The sequence below is a fragment of the Aminobacter sp. NyZ550 genome (genome assembly GCF_025628925.2).
GTDB classification, from domain to species: Bacteria; Pseudomonadota; Alphaproteobacteria; order Rhizobiales; family Rhizobiaceae; genus Aminobacter; species Aminobacter ciceronei.
In genome coordinates this window covers 2,839,156-2,852,990 of the sequence record NZ_CP114190.1, presented here as the reverse complement: position 1 = coordinate 2,852,990, position 13,835 = coordinate 2,839,156, and the positions used below count along the sequence as shown (strand labels likewise).

The 13,835-nt window shown below is 64.1% G+C and carries 16 protein-coding genes, 1 tRNA gene and 1 riboswitch; of the genes, 6 read left to right on the top strand and 11 right to left on the bottom strand.

Annotated elements, in window-relative coordinates; translation table 11 throughout:
- Positions 1–6: 6 nt before the first annotated feature.
- The 5 genes from cobO to N7E70_RS13985 form a co-directional block, all read right to left on the bottom strand.
- Positions 7–624 carry a cob(I)yrinic acid a,c-diamide adenosyltransferase gene (gene cobO, locus N7E70_RS14005; RefSeq protein WP_067960818.1) on the bottom strand — a complete coding sequence of 206 codons (618 nt, stop codon included), beginning with the start codon at positions 622–624 and terminating at the stop codon, positions 7–9.
- Positions 624–1,133: a bifunctional adenosylcobinamide kinase/adenosylcobinamide-phosphate guanylyltransferase gene (gene cobU, locus N7E70_RS14000; protein WP_263006703.1), complete on the bottom strand. Its 510-nt coding sequence runs from the start codon at positions 1,131–1,133 to the stop codon at positions 624–626. The genes cobO and cobU overlap by 1 nt, the downstream gene beginning before the upstream one ends.
- Positions 1,126–1,902 carry a CbtA family protein gene (locus tag N7E70_RS13995; protein WP_263006702.1) on the bottom strand — a complete coding sequence of 259 codons (777 nt, stop codon included), beginning with the start codon at positions 1,900–1,902 and terminating at the stop codon, positions 1,126–1,128. Before N7E70_RS13995 ends, cobU begins: the two co-directional genes overlap by 8 nt.
- A gap of 16 nt (positions 1,903–1,918) precedes the next feature.
- A complete protein-coding gene (locus tag N7E70_RS13990) occupies positions 1,919–2,095 on the bottom strand; it encodes a CbtB domain-containing protein (protein WP_067960811.1) in 177 nt (58 codons plus the stop codon).
- Positions 2,096–2,130: 35 nt separating this feature from the next.
- A riboswitch (cobalamin riboswitch) is annotated at positions 2,131–2,327 on the bottom strand.
- Positions 2,328–2,394: 67 nt separating this feature from the next.
- Positions 2,395–3,084 carry a gamma-glutamylcyclotransferase gene (locus N7E70_RS13985; RefSeq protein ID WP_263006701.1) on the bottom strand — a complete coding sequence of 230 codons (690 nt, stop codon included), beginning with the start codon at positions 3,082–3,084 and terminating at the stop codon, positions 2,395–2,397.
- A gap of 121 nt (positions 3,085–3,205) precedes the next feature.
- Here N7E70_RS13985 and N7E70_RS13980 point away from each other — a divergent pair, with 121 nt between their 5' ends.
- Positions 3,206–4,204: a DUF1624 domain-containing protein gene (locus tag N7E70_RS13980; RefSeq protein WP_263006700.1), complete on the top strand. Its 999-nt coding sequence runs from the start codon at positions 3,206–3,208 to the stop codon at positions 4,202–4,204.
- On the top strand, positions 4,201–4,677 hold the full coding sequence (locus N7E70_RS13975) for a methyltransferase family protein (RefSeq protein ID WP_067960808.1): 477 nt from the start codon (positions 4,201–4,203) through the stop codon (positions 4,675–4,677). The genes N7E70_RS13980 and N7E70_RS13975 overlap by 4 nt, the downstream gene beginning before the upstream one ends.
- Here the strand turns inward: N7E70_RS13975 and N7E70_RS13970 are convergent.
- The 4 genes from N7E70_RS13970 to N7E70_RS13955 all read right to left on the bottom strand — a co-directional run bounded on the left by N7E70_RS13970 (position 4,674) and on the right by N7E70_RS13955 (position 8,083).
- On the bottom strand, positions 4,674–5,468 hold the full coding sequence (locus tag N7E70_RS13970) for a CPBP family intramembrane glutamic endopeptidase (protein ID WP_263006699.1): 795 nt from the start codon (positions 5,466–5,468) through the stop codon (positions 4,674–4,676). The two genes, N7E70_RS13975 and N7E70_RS13970, sit on opposite strands and share 4 nt — an antisense overlap.
- A gap of 88 nt (positions 5,469–5,556) precedes the next feature.
- Positions 5,557–5,943: a MerR family transcriptional regulator gene (locus N7E70_RS13965; protein WP_055969316.1), complete on the bottom strand. Its 387-nt coding sequence runs from the start codon at positions 5,941–5,943 to the stop codon at positions 5,557–5,559.
- Between the two features lie 160 nt (positions 5,944–6,103).
- Positions 6,104–7,534 carry a magnesium transporter gene (mgtE, locus tag N7E70_RS13960; RefSeq protein WP_263006698.1) on the bottom strand — a complete coding sequence of 477 codons (1,431 nt, stop codon included), beginning with the start codon at positions 7,532–7,534 and terminating at the stop codon, positions 6,104–6,106.
- A gap of 126 nt (positions 7,535–7,660) precedes the next feature.
- The gene (locus tag N7E70_RS13955) at positions 7,661–8,083 is read right to left on the bottom strand and encodes a MerR family transcriptional regulator (protein ID WP_263006697.1); all 423 of its coding nucleotides are present in this window, start codon (positions 8,081–8,083) and stop codon (positions 7,661–7,663) included.
- A gap of 72 nt (positions 8,084–8,155) precedes the next feature.
- Between N7E70_RS13955 and N7E70_RS13950 the strand changes: the two genes are divergently transcribed.
- Positions 8,156–10,465 (top strand): heavy metal translocating P-type ATPase, encoded by a 2,310-nt coding sequence (locus N7E70_RS13950; protein WP_263006696.1) that lies wholly within the window; start codon positions 8,156–8,158, stop codon positions 10,463–10,465.
- A 22-nt stretch (positions 10,466–10,487) separates the two neighbouring features.
- Here N7E70_RS13950 and N7E70_RS13945 read toward each other — a convergent pair whose 3' ends face one another.
- Positions 10,488–10,619, bottom strand: coding sequence for a hypothetical protein (locus N7E70_RS13945; protein WP_263006695.1), 132 nt, complete (start codon positions 10,617–10,619; stop codon positions 10,488–10,490).
- Between the two features lie 113 nt (positions 10,620–10,732).
- Here N7E70_RS13945 and N7E70_RS13940 point away from each other — a divergent pair, with 113 nt between their 5' ends.
- Together N7E70_RS13940 and N7E70_RS13935 are read left to right on the top strand one after the other, a co-directional pair.
- Positions 10,733–11,641, top strand: coding sequence for a glycosyltransferase family 2 protein (locus N7E70_RS13940; RefSeq protein ID WP_263006694.1), 909 nt, complete (start codon positions 10,733–10,735; stop codon positions 11,639–11,641).
- A complete protein-coding gene (locus N7E70_RS13935) occupies positions 11,638–12,390 on the top strand; it encodes a hypothetical protein (RefSeq protein WP_263006693.1) in 753 nt (250 codons plus the stop codon). Before N7E70_RS13940 ends, N7E70_RS13935 begins: the two co-directional genes overlap by 4 nt.
- Positions 12,391–12,497: 107 nt before the next feature.
- On the opposite strand, the gene N7E70_RS13930 is transcribed toward N7E70_RS13935, so the two are convergent.
- Positions 12,498–12,582: transfer RNA gene (locus N7E70_RS13930), tRNA-Leu, on the bottom strand.
- A 209-nt stretch (positions 12,583–12,791) separates the two neighbouring features.
- On the opposite strand from N7E70_RS13930, the gene lipB reads away from it, so the two are divergent.
- Positions 12,792–13,532, top strand: coding sequence for a lipoyl(octanoyl) transferase LipB (lipB, locus tag N7E70_RS13925; RefSeq protein WP_263006692.1), 741 nt, complete (start codon positions 12,792–12,794; stop codon positions 13,530–13,532).
- Positions 13,533–13,835: the final 303 nt, after the last annotated feature.

Sequence of the window (13,835 nt, the reverse complement as noted above, 5' to 3'; positions counted from 1 at the left end):
GCAGCGCTAGAACTCGATTCCCTTCTGAGCCTTCACGCCGGCCGAGAAGTGATGCTTGGTCGCGCCCATCTCGGTGACAAGGTCGGCAGCCTCGACCAGCGCCGGCTTGGCGTTGCGGCCGGTGACCACGACATGCAGGCCCTCGCGACGGTTCTGCAGCGTCGCGACCACCGCCTCCAGATCGAGATAGTCATAGCGCAGTGCGATATTGAGCTCGTCGAGCACGACAAGCGAAATTGTCGGGTCGGCCAGCAGTTCCTGCGCCTTTGCCCAGGCTGCTTCGGCGGCGGCGATGTCGCGCTTGATGTCCTGCGTCTCCCAGGTAAAGCCCTCGCCCATCGTGTGCCAGACGGCGCGGTCACCGAAGGCGGCGAATGCGTCCTGCTCGCCCGAATGCCAGGCGCCCTTGATGAACTGCACGACGCCAACCCGCTGGCCATAACCCAGCATGCGCAGCGCCAGACCGAATGCCGCGGTCGACTTGCCCTTGCCGGGACCCGTGTTGACGATCAGCAGCCCCTTCTCGACGATGGTCTTGCCGGCGACCTCGGCATCCTGAACCGCCTTGCGCTTGGCCATCTTGGCGCGGTGGCGTTCGGCTTCCTGCTCGTCGATCGTCTTCATCATTTCACCTTCATCGGCAGGCCGGCGACAAGAAACAGCACCTCTTCGGCCACGGTCGCCACCTTCTGATTGAGCCTGCCGGCATCGTCACGAAAACGGCGGGCCAGTGCATTGTCGGGCACGATGCCGAGCCCGACCTCGTTGGAGACCACGAACCACGGCCCGCGCGGACGCGACAGTGCCTCGACGAGCGCCGCACATTCGGCCTCGACGTCATGATCGGCCAGCAGATGATTGGTAAGCCAAAGCGTCAGGCAGTCGACCAGAACAGGCGCGCCATCGGGCAGGCTGGCGAGCGCGCCGACCAGATCCAGCGGCGCGTCGAGCGTCCGCCAGCCCTCGCCACGGCGTCCCAGATGGATCGAAATGCGCTCACGCATCTCGTCGTCATAAGCCTGCGCCGTGGCAACATAGGTCCACGGCGCAGAAAAATGGGTGATGAGCTGCTCGGCATGCGCGCTCTTGCCGGAGCGCGCGCCGCCGAGCAGGAGGGTCAGCTTCTCAGGCAAGGCGGCTGTTCAGCGACGGCGCCGGCTCGCTCATGAAGCGGTTGCGCACGTAGCCCGCCACCGCACCCAGCACGACCCAGAACACCAGATTGGTGATGGTGACGGCGACGACGAAGCTGTGGTGCAGGTCTGCCGGAATCGGCGACTCGTGGCTTTCCGGTTGCGGTGCACCGACGATGTGCGGCGCAACGATCAGCGCGACGCCGAGTATCGCCAGCGGCAGCGACTGCTTGAAGGCGATCAGCGCGAGACCCCCCGCGGTGGCGACGACGGTCAGCGTCCACCAGATCTGGCGTGCGCCAAGATCGGCGGCCGGCATCGCCGGCAGCTCCGGCGGCAGGCCAAGACCGGGAGCCAGGGTAAACACGGCAAAGCCGGCAAAGCCCCAGAACACCCCTTGGCGCCAGTTGGCGATGCCACCCGCAAACTCGGAAACGGCGACCAGGATCAGGCCGAAAGCGATGCCGCTGACGATATTGGCGAGCGCCGAATAGGCAAAACGTTCAGCGCCGTCGGCCGGAGCCCAGGCTTCTTCTTCGGCTGGCGCCGCAGTCTGTGCCGCCGTGGTTTCGGCGCCGGCCGCAGGGGCGGTCGCCTCAGTGCCGGCAACTGGTGCCGCGGCGTGCTCATGGCCACCGCCGGCGTTCTCATAGGTCTCCGCCTTGAGGATCAGCGGGACGGTTGCATAGGTCTGGAGTGCGGCAAGGACCACGCCGGCCAATAGCCCGCTGATCGCCGCGATGAACACGACGTTTCTGAAGATGGACATTGTTGGATCGCCTTGGTTAGTGGCAGGGGAAAGCCATCGAGTGGCGATAGTCGTGGGCAGCGTTGTGCACCACGTCCATATGCGAGAACCCGAGGAAGCCAACAACGAAAAGGCCGAGCAGCGCGGCAAGCGCCAGCTGCATGCTACGCGACTGCGAAGAGACGTCGGTGCCGAGAGCAGAAACAGTGTTCATCACAAGTCCTTTCGCCCTCCACCCGAGGGCACAGAGATAAGTGCCTGTCGCCGGCAGGTCTCCTGGCTTGCGGATCGGCACCCTTCCCCGCCTTCCCGAAGCAAGCTTCAGTGGCATTTGGGGAGAGCTAACCGCATACAGTTGCGGGGGCAGCCACGGCTTTGGACCTTCAAATGGCCCTTACCGCATTCCCTCTTGATTCCGTAACGGAACCGACGACGCCGCAACTATAGAAACAAATGGCTTGGGCGGCAAACCAAATTCCGACGCCGCCGCGCTCGAAAGCGGCGTTCCGGCGATCATCCGCGGGCCACGATTCGCTCGGCCACCAGATGCTGGAGCCGCCACAGATGCCGGTCGTGGATCGCCCGCTGCTCGAGGTTGCTGACCACATTATAGAGATAGTCCGCAGCCGAACCCCAATGGCCGCAGGTCGTCGCCAGTCGCTCCGCCACCGCGTCCTCGCCCAGCGCGCCGGCATAGGCGTGGCCTTTGCGGTTGATGACGAAGGCGAGCGCGGTCAACGGACCTTCATCGGTGGCGAGCTTCAGCCAGCGCGGCTTGTAGGTGGAGGGTTTCAGCGTCATCTCGCGGCGAAACAGCCTGTCCAGCTGCTCGCGGCGGTCGCCGTCCGTCAGCCTGAGCGCCACGCCCTTGCACTGGCCGCCGCGATCCATGCCCATCATCAGTCCAGGCTCAGCCTTTGTGGCGCGCCAGCGGGTCATGTTGATGCAGAACGAACGGTGCCAGCCGCGCGCCAGCGCCACCCTTTCGTCGGTGTGCTCCACCTCGGGTTTCCAGATCAGCGATCCATAGGCAAACAGCCACAACGGTCCATTGCCGGGACGCGCGGCAAGCGTCTCGTCGATCATCACCTCATAGTCGGCATCGTCGAGATGCATCGCATCGGGGTCGGGGCCCGTGTCAGCGACCTCGCGATGGCAACGCGCCACCAGCTCCTCGGTCAGCGCCATCTTTCGTCCGCTCATGCCCGCCCCATCAATTGCTTAACCCTGTGCACGACAGACAGTTCTGCTCTCTTCCGCCCCGCTTCAACCATGATAGTGCTGCATGGGCGCTGCAACACCCGAAAACGCAGAAGCGAACAATATGACGATGCAACCGGACCCCGACCAGATCAAAGCACCTTCTCGGCGCGTATCGGTCATCGACATCGCCCGCGGCGTAGCCCTGATCGCCATGGCGATCTACCACTTCGCCTGGGACCTCGAATTCTTCGGTTATGCCGATCCGGGCATGACCGCCTATGGCAACTGGAAGCTGTTCGCGCGCTGCATCGCCTCGAGCTTCCTGTTCCTCGTCGGCGTCAGCCTGGTGCTGGCACATGCCAAGGGCATCCGCTGGCCCGGCTATTTCAGGCGGCTCGCCATGGTGACAGCGGCGGCACTAGCGATCACCGTCGCCACCTGGTTCGCCACGCCCGACACCTTCATCTTCTTCGGCATCCTGCATCATATCGCGCTCGCCAGCGTGCTTGGCCTCGCCTTCCTGCGCGTCCCGCCGGTGCTGACGCTGATCGCCGCTGCTCTGGTGATCGTAGCACCCCACTATCTGCGCTCGGAGGCGTTCAATCACCCGGCCCTGGTCTGGATCGGCCTTTCCACCGCCAACCCGCGCTCCAACGATTTCGTCCCGCTGTTCCCCTTCTTCGGCGCAGTGCTGGCTGGCATCGGCGTCGCCGGACTGGCGCTCAGGGCAGGCCTGATCGAAAGGATGGCGCGGCTTCAGCCCGGCGCCTGGTCGCGCCCCCTCTCCTTCTTTGGTCGCCACAGCCTTGCCTTCTACCTCATTCACCAGCCGGTGATGATCTCGCTGGTCTGGCTCTTCGCCCAGCTCTTCCCGGCCTCGGTCGAAACCCGCGAGGTCACTTTCCTGAAATCCTGCCAGCTTTCCTGCGAGCAGAGCCGCGACACCGATTTCTGCTCTCGCTACTGTGTCTGCATGCTCGACGAGTTGCAGAAGGATGATTCGTTCGATCGGCTCTATGCCTCCGACCAGAGCCCGAAGTTGAATGCCCATGTCGGGCAGACCGCCGCCATGTGCACGACCAGCACCGAAAATCAGACGATACCAGGAGGAGCGCAGTGACCAATCCCAACGCCGCCCCCAGCAAGGTGCCATGGCCGCCGATCCTCTACCTCGCAGCAATCGTGGTGGCGGCGGTGCTCGGACTGCTCTATCCCTTGCCGTGGATCACCGAACCGCTGTCGGACTTGCTTTTTGCCGCCGGCTGGCTGGCGGTTGCCGGCGTTGTTGCGATCTATTATTCGGCCATGCAGACGCTGAAGCGGGCCAAGACCACCATCCGCCCCGACAGGCCGTCCGAGCATCTGGTCACGTCGGGCGCCTTCTCTTTCACCCGCAACCCGATCTATTTCGCCAATACGCTGCTGATGATCGCCATCGGGCTGATCACCGCAAATGTCTGGTTCCTGGCGCTGGCCCTCATTGCCGCCTTTGCCACGCAAAAGCTCGCCATCGTACCGGAGGAAAAGCACCTGCAGGCACGTTTCGGCAAGAAATACATCGATTACGCGAAGAAGGTCCGGCGCTGGATCTAACCGGCGACGGCGGTCGCTTGCCTTCGGAGAAAACTGCTCGTCCCATAGACGGCGACGATCGCCAGCGCGAACACCAGCCATAAGATCAAGCCGATCCATTGATGCTGGGCCGCATCGCCGCCTTCAAACACGCGGCCGAGATAGCGGACGCTGTTCTGGTGAGATGCATGCATCAGGATCGCCGGCAGCACGCTTCCGGCCGAGTTCTGGTACAGCCATGTGAACACCACCGCTGCCGCCATGACATTGAGCGCGCTGGAAATGCTGTAGTCGTTCAGCAGCACCAGCGGCAGGTGCCAGGCCGCCCAGATCAGCCCGAGCACCAGACTGGCATTCAGCGCTCCGCGCTCGCCGAGAAGCAAGGGCAGTGCAAAGCCCCGCCATCCCGGCTCCTCGCCAAGCGGACCGCTGAAAACCATGAGCAACGCGACCATGACGGCGATTTCCGTGACGGCCGGCACATTCGCCCAGTCTGGCGGGGCCGAGCCGAACATCGGATTGAGCCAGATCGCAAGCAGTTGCACCGCCAGCGGCATGCCGATCGCCACCAGGTACCACACCGGAGGCACACGCCACTTAACAACCGAGGCAAGCAGGGCACGTACCCTTGGCCAGCCGCCCAGGACAGCCGAAATGACGATGGCAGCGACAAACGGGCCGAAAGTGAACCAGGCGATGTCTTCGCCGCCTGCCCGATAGAACGGAATAAAACCTATCCAGGTGATCGCGAATGCCAGCATTACGAAGCTCACGACCGGCCAGTCGCGAACCGTCCTGACGAGCATGGACATTGGAGCTACTCCCGAGGGGTAGTTGACCATACCACAATGCCGTAGGCGAGTCCGGGCTGCCGCCCGCAGAGCGTGACCGGATCGGGCGTCAGGTGTTGACGCCGAGTTCGACCAGCCGCTCGACGCAGGATTCCTCGGCCTGGTCGAGCTCGGCCAGCGTCTCCTCGAGGTCGCGGCGCTTCTGGCGCAGGTCCTCGCGCTTCTCCTCGATGCGCTTGATCATCAGCTTGAGTTGACCGACTTCGCCGGGCGGCTCGCGGTACATCTGGATGATCTCGCGGATCTCGTTGATCGAGAAGCCGAGCCTTTTGCCGCGCATGATCTGGCGAATGAGATGCCGGTCGGATGGTCTGAACAGGCGGGTGCGGCCACGGCGGACGGGCTGGACCAGGCCCTCGTCCTCGTAGAAGCGCAGCGTGCGCGTCGAAATGTCGAATTCCCGGGTCAGTTCGGTAATCGAGTAATATTCCCGCATCGTCTCTCCACCCGGCGGACGCTATCGCCCCGCCTCAAATTCATGCCGGGCACTAGCCGAGGCGATCATGCCGCGCGACTGATCTGCGCAAGCCGAGGAACCGTCACCGATCCCTCGCAGAGTCTGGCACGCGATTTACGTAAAAGTCAATCGAGCACAACTATCCCGGAGCGGCTCCGAGATGCAGCCACCAGGTGGCGAGACTGAGGAAGGCCAGGAAGCCGATGACGTCAGTGATCATCGTCGTGAAGATCGATGACGAGATCGCCGGATCGGCGCCGAATTTGTCGAGCAGCAGCGGAATGAGGATTCCGCCGAGTGCCGCCGCCAGCATGTTGAGGATCATCGCCGCAGCAATGACAAAGCCGAGGTCCGGATTGTGGAACCACAGGCCGGCAACGAGGCCGAGGATGGTCGCGATGACCGCGCCGTTGAGCAGACCGACCATCACCTCGCGGCGAATGACGCGGCCGGCATTGTAGATGTCGAGGTCGCGGGTCGCGAGTGCGCGCACCGTCACCGTCATCGTCTGCGTTCCGGCATTGCCGCCGAGCGAGGCGACGATTGGCATTAGCGCCGCCAGTGCAACCATTTCCTCGATCGTCGCGCCGAACTGGCTGATGACGGATGCCGAGATGAAAGCGGTGCCGAGATTGACCAGCAGCCAGGGCACGCGCGAACGCGACGTCGCCGCCACCGTGTCGGACAGCTCTTCGTCGCCGACACCGCCCATGCGCAGCAGATCTTCCTCGGCCTCCTGCTGGATGACGTCGACGACATCGTCGATGGTCAGCACGCCGACAAGACGCTCGTTCTCATCGACGACGGCAGCGGAAAGCAGATCGTATTGCTCGAATTCGCGCGCCGCCTCTTCCTGGTCCATCGTTGCAGGAATTGCATGGCGCGTCTCGTGCATCACCTCTTCGATCTTGACTGCGCGCTTGGTGCGCAGGATCTGGTCGAGGTCGACAGCGCCGAGCAGCTTGAAGGTCGGGTCGATGACGAAGACCTGGCTGAAGCGGTCAGGCAGGTCCTTGTCGTCGCGCAGATAGTCGATCGTCTGGCCTATGCTCCAGAAAGGCGGCACGGCGACGAACTCGGTCTGCATGCGCCGGCCGGCCGATTCCTCGGGATAGTCGAGCGAACGGCGCAGCCGGATGCGTTCGGTGAACGGCAGCTGCGCCAGGATCTCGTCCTGATCCTCGGTGTCGAGATCCTCGAGAATATAGACCGCATCGTCGGAATCGAGCTCCTGGACGGCCTGGGCGATCTGTTCGTTGGGCAAATTGTCGACGATGTCGAGGCGAATCGCCTCGTCGACCTCGGTCAGCGCCGAAAAGTCGAAGTCCGAGCCCATCAGCTCGACCAGCGCCAGCCGTTGTTCCGGCAGCAGTGCTTCCAGCAGGTCACCGAGTTCGGATTGGTGCAGCCCTGCGACGTCGCGCTTCAGCGTCAGCGTATCGCGGTCGGCGATCGCCGCCCCGATATGAGCCAGGAACGGCGCGAGTATCACCCCGTCATCGCCATAGATTTCGGCGCGGACAGCGTCAGCGGCGTCGGCGCCGTGGCTATGGTCGTGTCGGGCTTCCATCGGCGCTTCCCGCTTGCGGATTTCGGGATTCGAGGTGGGCTATCCCTAGCCCGCAGAGGGCCGGAATATCAAATGAAATACGGCCCGAACGCAGCACTTCCAACAGCCGTCTCGCGCCTGTCTCAATCAGGCCACATGATCGGCCGCGCAGTGGCCGTGATCGGCCAGAACCTCGATGATGCGGCAGTCGCAGATGCGGCCATGGCCGCACTCGTCGATCATGCGGGCAAGCTCCTCGCGCAGCCGCTTGAGCTTCTCGATGCGCCGGTCGACCTCCAGCAGATGCGATTGGGCGATGCTGTCGGCCTGGTGGCAGGAAGCCTGCGGTTCCTGCGACATTACAAGCAATTCGCGGATGTGGTCGACCTCGAAGCCCAATTCGCGCGCATGGCGGATGAAGTTCAGCCGGTCGATCTCGGTCTTGCCATAGCGGCGCTGATTGCCCTCGGTGCGCGGCGGTGCGGCGATCAGGCCGATCTGTTCGTAGAAGCGGATCGTCGGCACTTTCACGCCAGTTCGCCGCGCCAATTCGCCAATCGGCAGATTCATCGAAAAATCCTCTTGATCCTCTAGTGGCTAGAGATTCTAGCATCGCTTCATATAGGATTGAAAGGACCTGAAATGAACGACGCCAGCCAGGGCAAGACACGCTTCCGCGTCGGCGGCATGGATTGCGCCTCTTGCGCAACCAAGATCGAAAACGCGGTCAGCCGCCTGCCCGGCATCACCGAGGTCGGCATTTCGGTGTCGGCCGGCACCATGATCGTCACCCATCAGGGCCCCGTCCCCTCCGCCGCCATCTCGAAACAGGCGAAGGCGCTTGGCTACTCGGTTGCCGAAGTGGGCGCAGCCAGGACCGCGGCACCGACGGCTCATGTCCATGAGCACGGCCCGAACTGCAGCCACGACCACGTCGGCCGCAACCGCAGCCATGACGACCACGCCGGCCATGACCATGCAGGTCACGACCATTCCGGCCACGATCATGGCGACCATTCCGGACACGACCATGGCGCGGCGGCGGCAAATGTTGCCGGGGCCGGCCACGATCATTTCGACCTCGACGACGGCCCGTGGTGGACATCGCGCAAGGCCAAGCTCACCATCACCTGCGGTGCAGCACTTGTCGCCGCCTACGCCATCGGCCAGCTCTTGCCGCAGATCGGGCATTGGGCTTTTCTGTCAGCACTTGCGGTCGGCCTGGTGCCGGTCGCCCGCCGCGCTTATGCCGGTGCCATATCGGGCACGCCGTTCTCCATCGAGACCTTGATGACCATCGCCGCCGTCGGCGCGGTGTTCATCGGCGCGACCGAAGAAGCAACGATGGTCGTCCTGCTGTTCCTCATCGGCGAATTGCTCGAAGGCGTCGCCGCCCGCCGCGCACGCGCCAGCATTCGCGGCCTTGCCGACCTCGTCCCCAAGACCGCCCTGGTCGAGGAAGGTGGCACAACGCACGAAGTTGCCGCCGACACGCTTCAGGTCGGCGCGATCATGCTGGTCCGGCCGGGCGACCGCGTTGCCGCCGACGGCACAATCGTCGAAGGATCGAGCACACTCGACGAAGCCCCTGTCACCGGCGAGAGCGTGCCCAAGTCGAAGAGTGCAGGCGACGACGTCTTTGCCGGCACGATCAACACCGATGCAGTGCTCCGGGTCCGCGTTACCGCAGCTGCCGCCGACAACACCATTGCCCGCGTCATCAAGCTGGTCGAGGAAGCGCAGGAGAGCAAGGCGCCGACCGAGCGCTTCATCGACAGCTTCTCGCGCTATTACACCCCTGCGGTCCTCGTCGTCGGCGCGCTGGTCGCCATCCTGCCGCCTTTGGTTGCCGGCGGCGACTGGTCGGAGTGGGTCTACAAGGGCCTCGCCATCCTGCTGATCGGCTGTCCCTGCGCGCTGGTCATCTCGACGCCTGCCGCGATCGCCGCCGGCCTGTCCGCCGGCGCCCGCCGCGGCCTGCTGCTCAAGGGCGGCGCCGTGCTCGAGGGCATGCGCCGCGTCACCACGGTCGCGCTCGACAAGACCGGCACGCTGACCGAAGGCAAGCCGAAAGTCACCGACATCATCGGCATCGGCCTCTCCGAGGCCAATGTCCTGTCGCGCGCCGCCGCATTGGAAACAGGCTCCAGCCATCCGCTGGCGCTGGCCATCCTCGGGCGCGCCAACGCCGATGGCGTGCCAATACCACCGGCCAATGCCGCCAAGGCCATCGCCGGCAAGGGCGTGACAGCCAAGGTCGGCGGCGAGGAGGTTTTCCTCGCCTCACCTGGTGCTGCCGAAGAAATGGCCGGGCTGTCAGCCGAACAAAAGGCGCGGATCGCCGCCTTCAATGCCGACGGCAAGACAGTCTCGGTGCTGCTCGTCGACGGCAGGGTCGCGGGCATTCTCGCCATGCGCGACGAGCCGCGCGCCGATGCCATCGCCGCTCTCGCCCGGCTCAAGGACGATGGCATCGCCACAGTTATGCTGACCGGCGACAACGAGGCCACTGCCAAAGCCATCGGCAAGGGAATCGGCATCAACGTCCGCGCCGAGTTGATGCCAGACGACAAGCAGCGCATCGTGCGCGAACTGCAGAAGCAGGGCCAGGTTGTCGCCAAGGTCGGTGACGGCATCAACGACGCCCCTGCTTTGGCCGCGGCCGACTTCGGCGTCGCCATGGGCGGCGGCACAGATGTCGCGCTCGAAACGGCCGACGCCGCGATCCTGCATGGCCGCGTCAGCGACATCCCCGACATGATCGCACTGTCCAGGACGGTGATGGGCAACATCGCCCAGAACATCACCATCGCGCTCGGCCTCAAGGCGGTCTTCCTGGTGACGACGATCATGGGCATCACCGGCCTGTGGCCGGCGATCCTGGCCGACACAGGCGCGACCGTGCTGGTCACCGCAAACGCAATGCGCCTGCTCGCCTGGCGCGGGCGCTGACGAAAGCCGGCTCTGCCAGGTCTCAAGCGCGCAGAGCCGCCCCGGCACGCTGCTTCAGCTCGCGAGCTTGCCCGGCTCCACCATCCCTGGGCATCGCTGCCTGGCCGGCGGCGATGCGGCGCACGTAACCGCCGACGCCACGCCCTGTTCGCATGGCGTCGGCCCTTAAGACAGAGACCACTACTTGAGCGCGACGGAATGTGTGTTATCGTCCCTGTATTGCGAAGGGACGATCGCAGTGTACCGTGGATAACATGCGCGCACTGAATGTCGTCACAACCAGCACCTGCCCCTGAACTTGCCACCATCGTCATTGGCTACCGGGCCCCGGCGGAAATCGTCGGCGCCGTCCGCTCGTTGCGCGAACAGTCGGTGGCGACCGACATTCTCGTCGTCAATTCCGGCGGCGGTGACATCGGCGCCCTGCTCCGCCGCCACGGCCTCGACGTCGCTTTCGTCGAATTCAAGGAGCGCCTTTATGTTGGTGCCGCCAGAAACCGCGGCATCGAACGAACCAGGGCGCCCTACGTCGCCTTCCTCGCCGATGATTGCCGCGCCGCACCCGGCTGGGTCGAGCGCCGCCTTGCACGACATAAGGCCGGCGCGCCTGTCGTCGCCAGTGCTGTGATCAACAGCAAGCCGCAAAATCTGGTCGCCTGCGCCGCCCATCTCAGCCTGTTCATGCGCCGCCTGCCCGGATTGCCGGAGGAACAGGCGATTCGCTATGGCGCCTCCTTCGAGCGCGGCCTGTTTGCGCGTCATGGCCTCTATGACGAGACGATGGCGACCGGCGAGGACAGCGAATTCCTGTTGCGCCTGCCCGCCGAACTCAAGCCGGCCTGGGATGGCGACATAAGAACGGTCCACCTCAACGAAACGAGGATCTTGCGCTTGCTGATCGACCAGTATCAGCGCGGTACCAACTACGGCCGTGAAATGCACCGGCTGTCCGGTAAATCCTTGCGCAAGATCGCCCGCGATGTGCTGCGCCAGCACCGCCCCGCCCGCCAACTGGCCATGGCGGGGCTCTCCGGCGACGAACTGATCCAGACGCTGCGGGCCATGCCCATCCTGCGGCTCAGCCTGCTCGCCAAGGCCGCCGGCGCTTTGATGGCGGCCGACAGCAGGGACAAATCTGTCATCGCTCCCCTGAGCCGGCACGGGCTGCGGCCATGATCACCGTTACGGCCAAGCCACAGCGCCGACGCCGTTGGCGCGATTTTTTCCGCCGCCGGCAGACGGTACTTGCCGTTTTCAGCTACCGCTACGACGCCCATCTGGTGCCCGACCTGCTGACCAACATCGATCCGATCGTCGACGGCTGGGTCGCGCTGGACGACCGCGCCTCCACCGGGATTGTCAGCAGCGAGTTCGAGCGCCAGCGCACCCTCATCGGCGCTGCGCGGGCCGCCGGCGCCGACTGGATTCTTGCCATGGATCCGGACGAGCGATTCGAGATCGGCGCTGCGACCGCCATTCGCAGGCTGCTGTATCCGCGCAAGCCGACGGCCTGGGGCTTCAACCTGCGCGAACTCTACGAGCCAGACGCCTATCGCATCGACGGCATCTGGGGCCAGAAGGTCCGCTACCGCCTCTTCCCCGCCTTTGATGCAGCCGAACTGCCCGACCGTGGCATGCATGCATGCTGGTATCCGCGCGACGGCCGCTATCTCGAGCGGCACTGCGACCTGAACCTCTATCATCTCAAGATGATTGCGCCGGTCAGGCGTACGGCGCGCCGCGATCTTTACAATCACCTCGATCCGCAGCTTCGCGACCAGCCGATCGGCTACGACTATCTTGCCGACGAAACAGGCGCCCGCTTCGAAACGATTCCGCAGGGGCGCGCCTACGCGCCGCCACATCATGATGACGGAGGCTTGTGGATGGCCGAGCTGGCTGCAGCAGTTCAGACGGAACCTTAAAAACGGCCGTCAACATCCTGCACGTGTTTGATGATTGAGGAGTCTCCGGCTTTTCAGCCTGCCGGCACGTCTGGCCGGTGAAGCGGATATTTCCGCTTAGGAGTGACTGGTGCGGTCGAGAAGACTCGAACTTCCACGGGTTGCCCCACAGCGACCTCAACGCTGCGCGTCTACCAATTCCGCCACGACCGCACTGTCACGAAGGGCCGGTCCGAACCGGCTCGCGGCATGTAGCAAATCGTTTCCAGGGAAACAAGCGCCCTGTGCGATATTCGTCCATCATTCTTGCATACCCCAAGGGAAGCCGCATGACGGAGGCTGCGATAGCCGGCTTTCTAAGCCTGACCACTGGACGTTTTATCCCCAAGCCGCCATATCAGGTCGACGAACGGACCCCCAGAATGACCGAACGCAGCCTGATCGCCACGTCGTTTCTTGCCCTTCCCGGTTCAGCACCGGTCGAATGGCGAATCGAACCAGGCCTGACGCCCTACGATCAGGCGCTCGCCTTCATGGAACAGCGCGCAGATGCGATTCGCCAGGGCACATCAGGCGAGATGGTCTGGCTTGTCGAGCACCCGCCTGTTTACACCGCCGGCACCAGCGCCCAGGAACAGGACCTTGTCGAGCCCGACCGGTTTCCCGTCTTCAAGACCGGGCGAGGTGGCGAATACACCTATCATGGGCCCGGCCAACGCGTGGCCTATGTCATGCTCGACCTCAAGCGGAGGCGCGAGGACGTCCGCGCCTTCGTTGCGGCACTCGAAGCCTGGATCATTTCGGCGCTTGCCGCCTTCAACGTGAAGGGCGAACGGCGCGAGGACCGCGTCGGCGTCTGGGTGGTGCGGCCCGACCGCCCGGCCCTGCCTGACGGCTCGCCGGCGGAAGACAAGATCGCAGCCATCGGCATCCGTCTTCGCCGCTGGGTCAGTTTCCACGGCATCGCCATCAACGTCGAACCGGAGCTCGCCCATTTTTCCGGCATCGTGCCGTGCGGCGTCACCGACCACGGCGTTACCAGCCTCGTCGACCTTGGCCTACCGGTGACCATTGATGACCTGGATGTCGCGCTTAAAACTGCCTTCGAAGAGATATTCGGGCCGGCCGAAACCACCGCGACCGCTGTCCGGAAGACGGCCTGAGGCCGCCTTCCCGCGCGGCAGCTGAGATCCGCGCTTGATTCAACTCATTTTGCGCCAGGCGGCGCTGGCTCAGTCTTTTCCGTCTTGGCGATTTCAGCCCGCACGGTGTCGGCATCGAGTTAACCCGGTGCCCTGTTTCAGGTTGGGATCCAGCGAGTGCTGCCCAACAGGCACTCCAATCAGAGTGCGCCGATCCACACAGCCATGGTGACAAGGAAGGTGCTCATGCAGACCATCGAAATGACATCCTGTACCAGCTCGGTCATCTGTTGCTCCTGTTTTTAATATGTTCGTAATTTGTTC

What these genes read in the sequence shown, in the direction of transcription:
- cobO (WP_067960818.1), bottom strand. Translation starts at nt 624, where the DNA reads ATGAAGACGATCGACGAGCAGGAAGCCGAACGCCACCGCGCCAAGATG.
- N7E70_RS13995 (WP_263006702.1), bottom strand. Translation starts at nt 1,902, where the DNA reads ATGTCCATCTTCAGAAACGTCGTGTTCATCGCGGCGATCAGCGGGCTA.
- N7E70_RS13990 (WP_067960811.1), bottom strand. Translation starts at nt 2,095, where the DNA reads ATGAACACTGTTTCTGCTCTCGGCACCGACGTCTCTTCGCAGTCGCGT.
- N7E70_RS13985 (WP_263006701.1), bottom strand. Translation starts at nt 3,084, where the DNA reads ATGAGCGGACGAAAGATGGCGCTGACCGAGGAGCTGGTGGCGCGTTGC.
- N7E70_RS13980 (WP_263006700.1), top strand. Translation starts at nt 3,206, where the DNA reads ATGACGATGCAACCGGACCCCGACCAGATCAAAGCACCTTCTCGGCGC.
- N7E70_RS13970 (WP_263006699.1), bottom strand. Translation starts at nt 5,468, where the DNA reads ATGTCCATGCTCGTCAGGACGGTTCGCGACTGGCCGGTCGTGAGCTTC.
- N7E70_RS13965 (WP_055969316.1), bottom strand. Translation starts at nt 5,943, where the DNA reads ATGCGGGAATATTACTCGATTACCGAACTGACCCGGGAATTCGACATT.
- mgtE (WP_263006698.1), bottom strand. Translation starts at nt 7,534, where the DNA reads ATGGAAGCCCGACACGACCATAGCCACGGCGCCGACGCCGCTGACGCT.
- N7E70_RS13955 (WP_263006697.1), bottom strand. Translation starts at nt 8,083, where the DNA reads ATGAATCTGCCGATTGGCGAATTGGCGCGGCGAACTGGCGTGAAAGTG.
- N7E70_RS13950 (WP_263006696.1), top strand. Translation starts at nt 8,156, where the DNA reads ATGAACGACGCCAGCCAGGGCAAGACACGCTTCCGCGTCGGCGGCATG.
- N7E70_RS13945 (WP_263006695.1), bottom strand. Translation starts at nt 10,619, where the DNA reads ATGCGAACAGGGCGTGGCGTCGGCGGTTACGTGCGCCGCATCGCCGCC.
- N7E70_RS13940 (WP_263006694.1), top strand. Translation starts at nt 10,733, where the DNA reads ATGTCGTCACAACCAGCACCTGCCCCTGAACTTGCCACCATCGTCATT.
- N7E70_RS13935 (WP_263006693.1), top strand. Translation starts at nt 11,638, where the DNA reads ATGATCACCGTTACGGCCAAGCCACAGCGCCGACGCCGTTGGCGCGAT.
- lipB (WP_263006692.1), top strand. Translation starts at nt 12,792, where the DNA reads ATGACCGAACGCAGCCTGATCGCCACGTCGTTTCTTGCCCTTCCCGGT.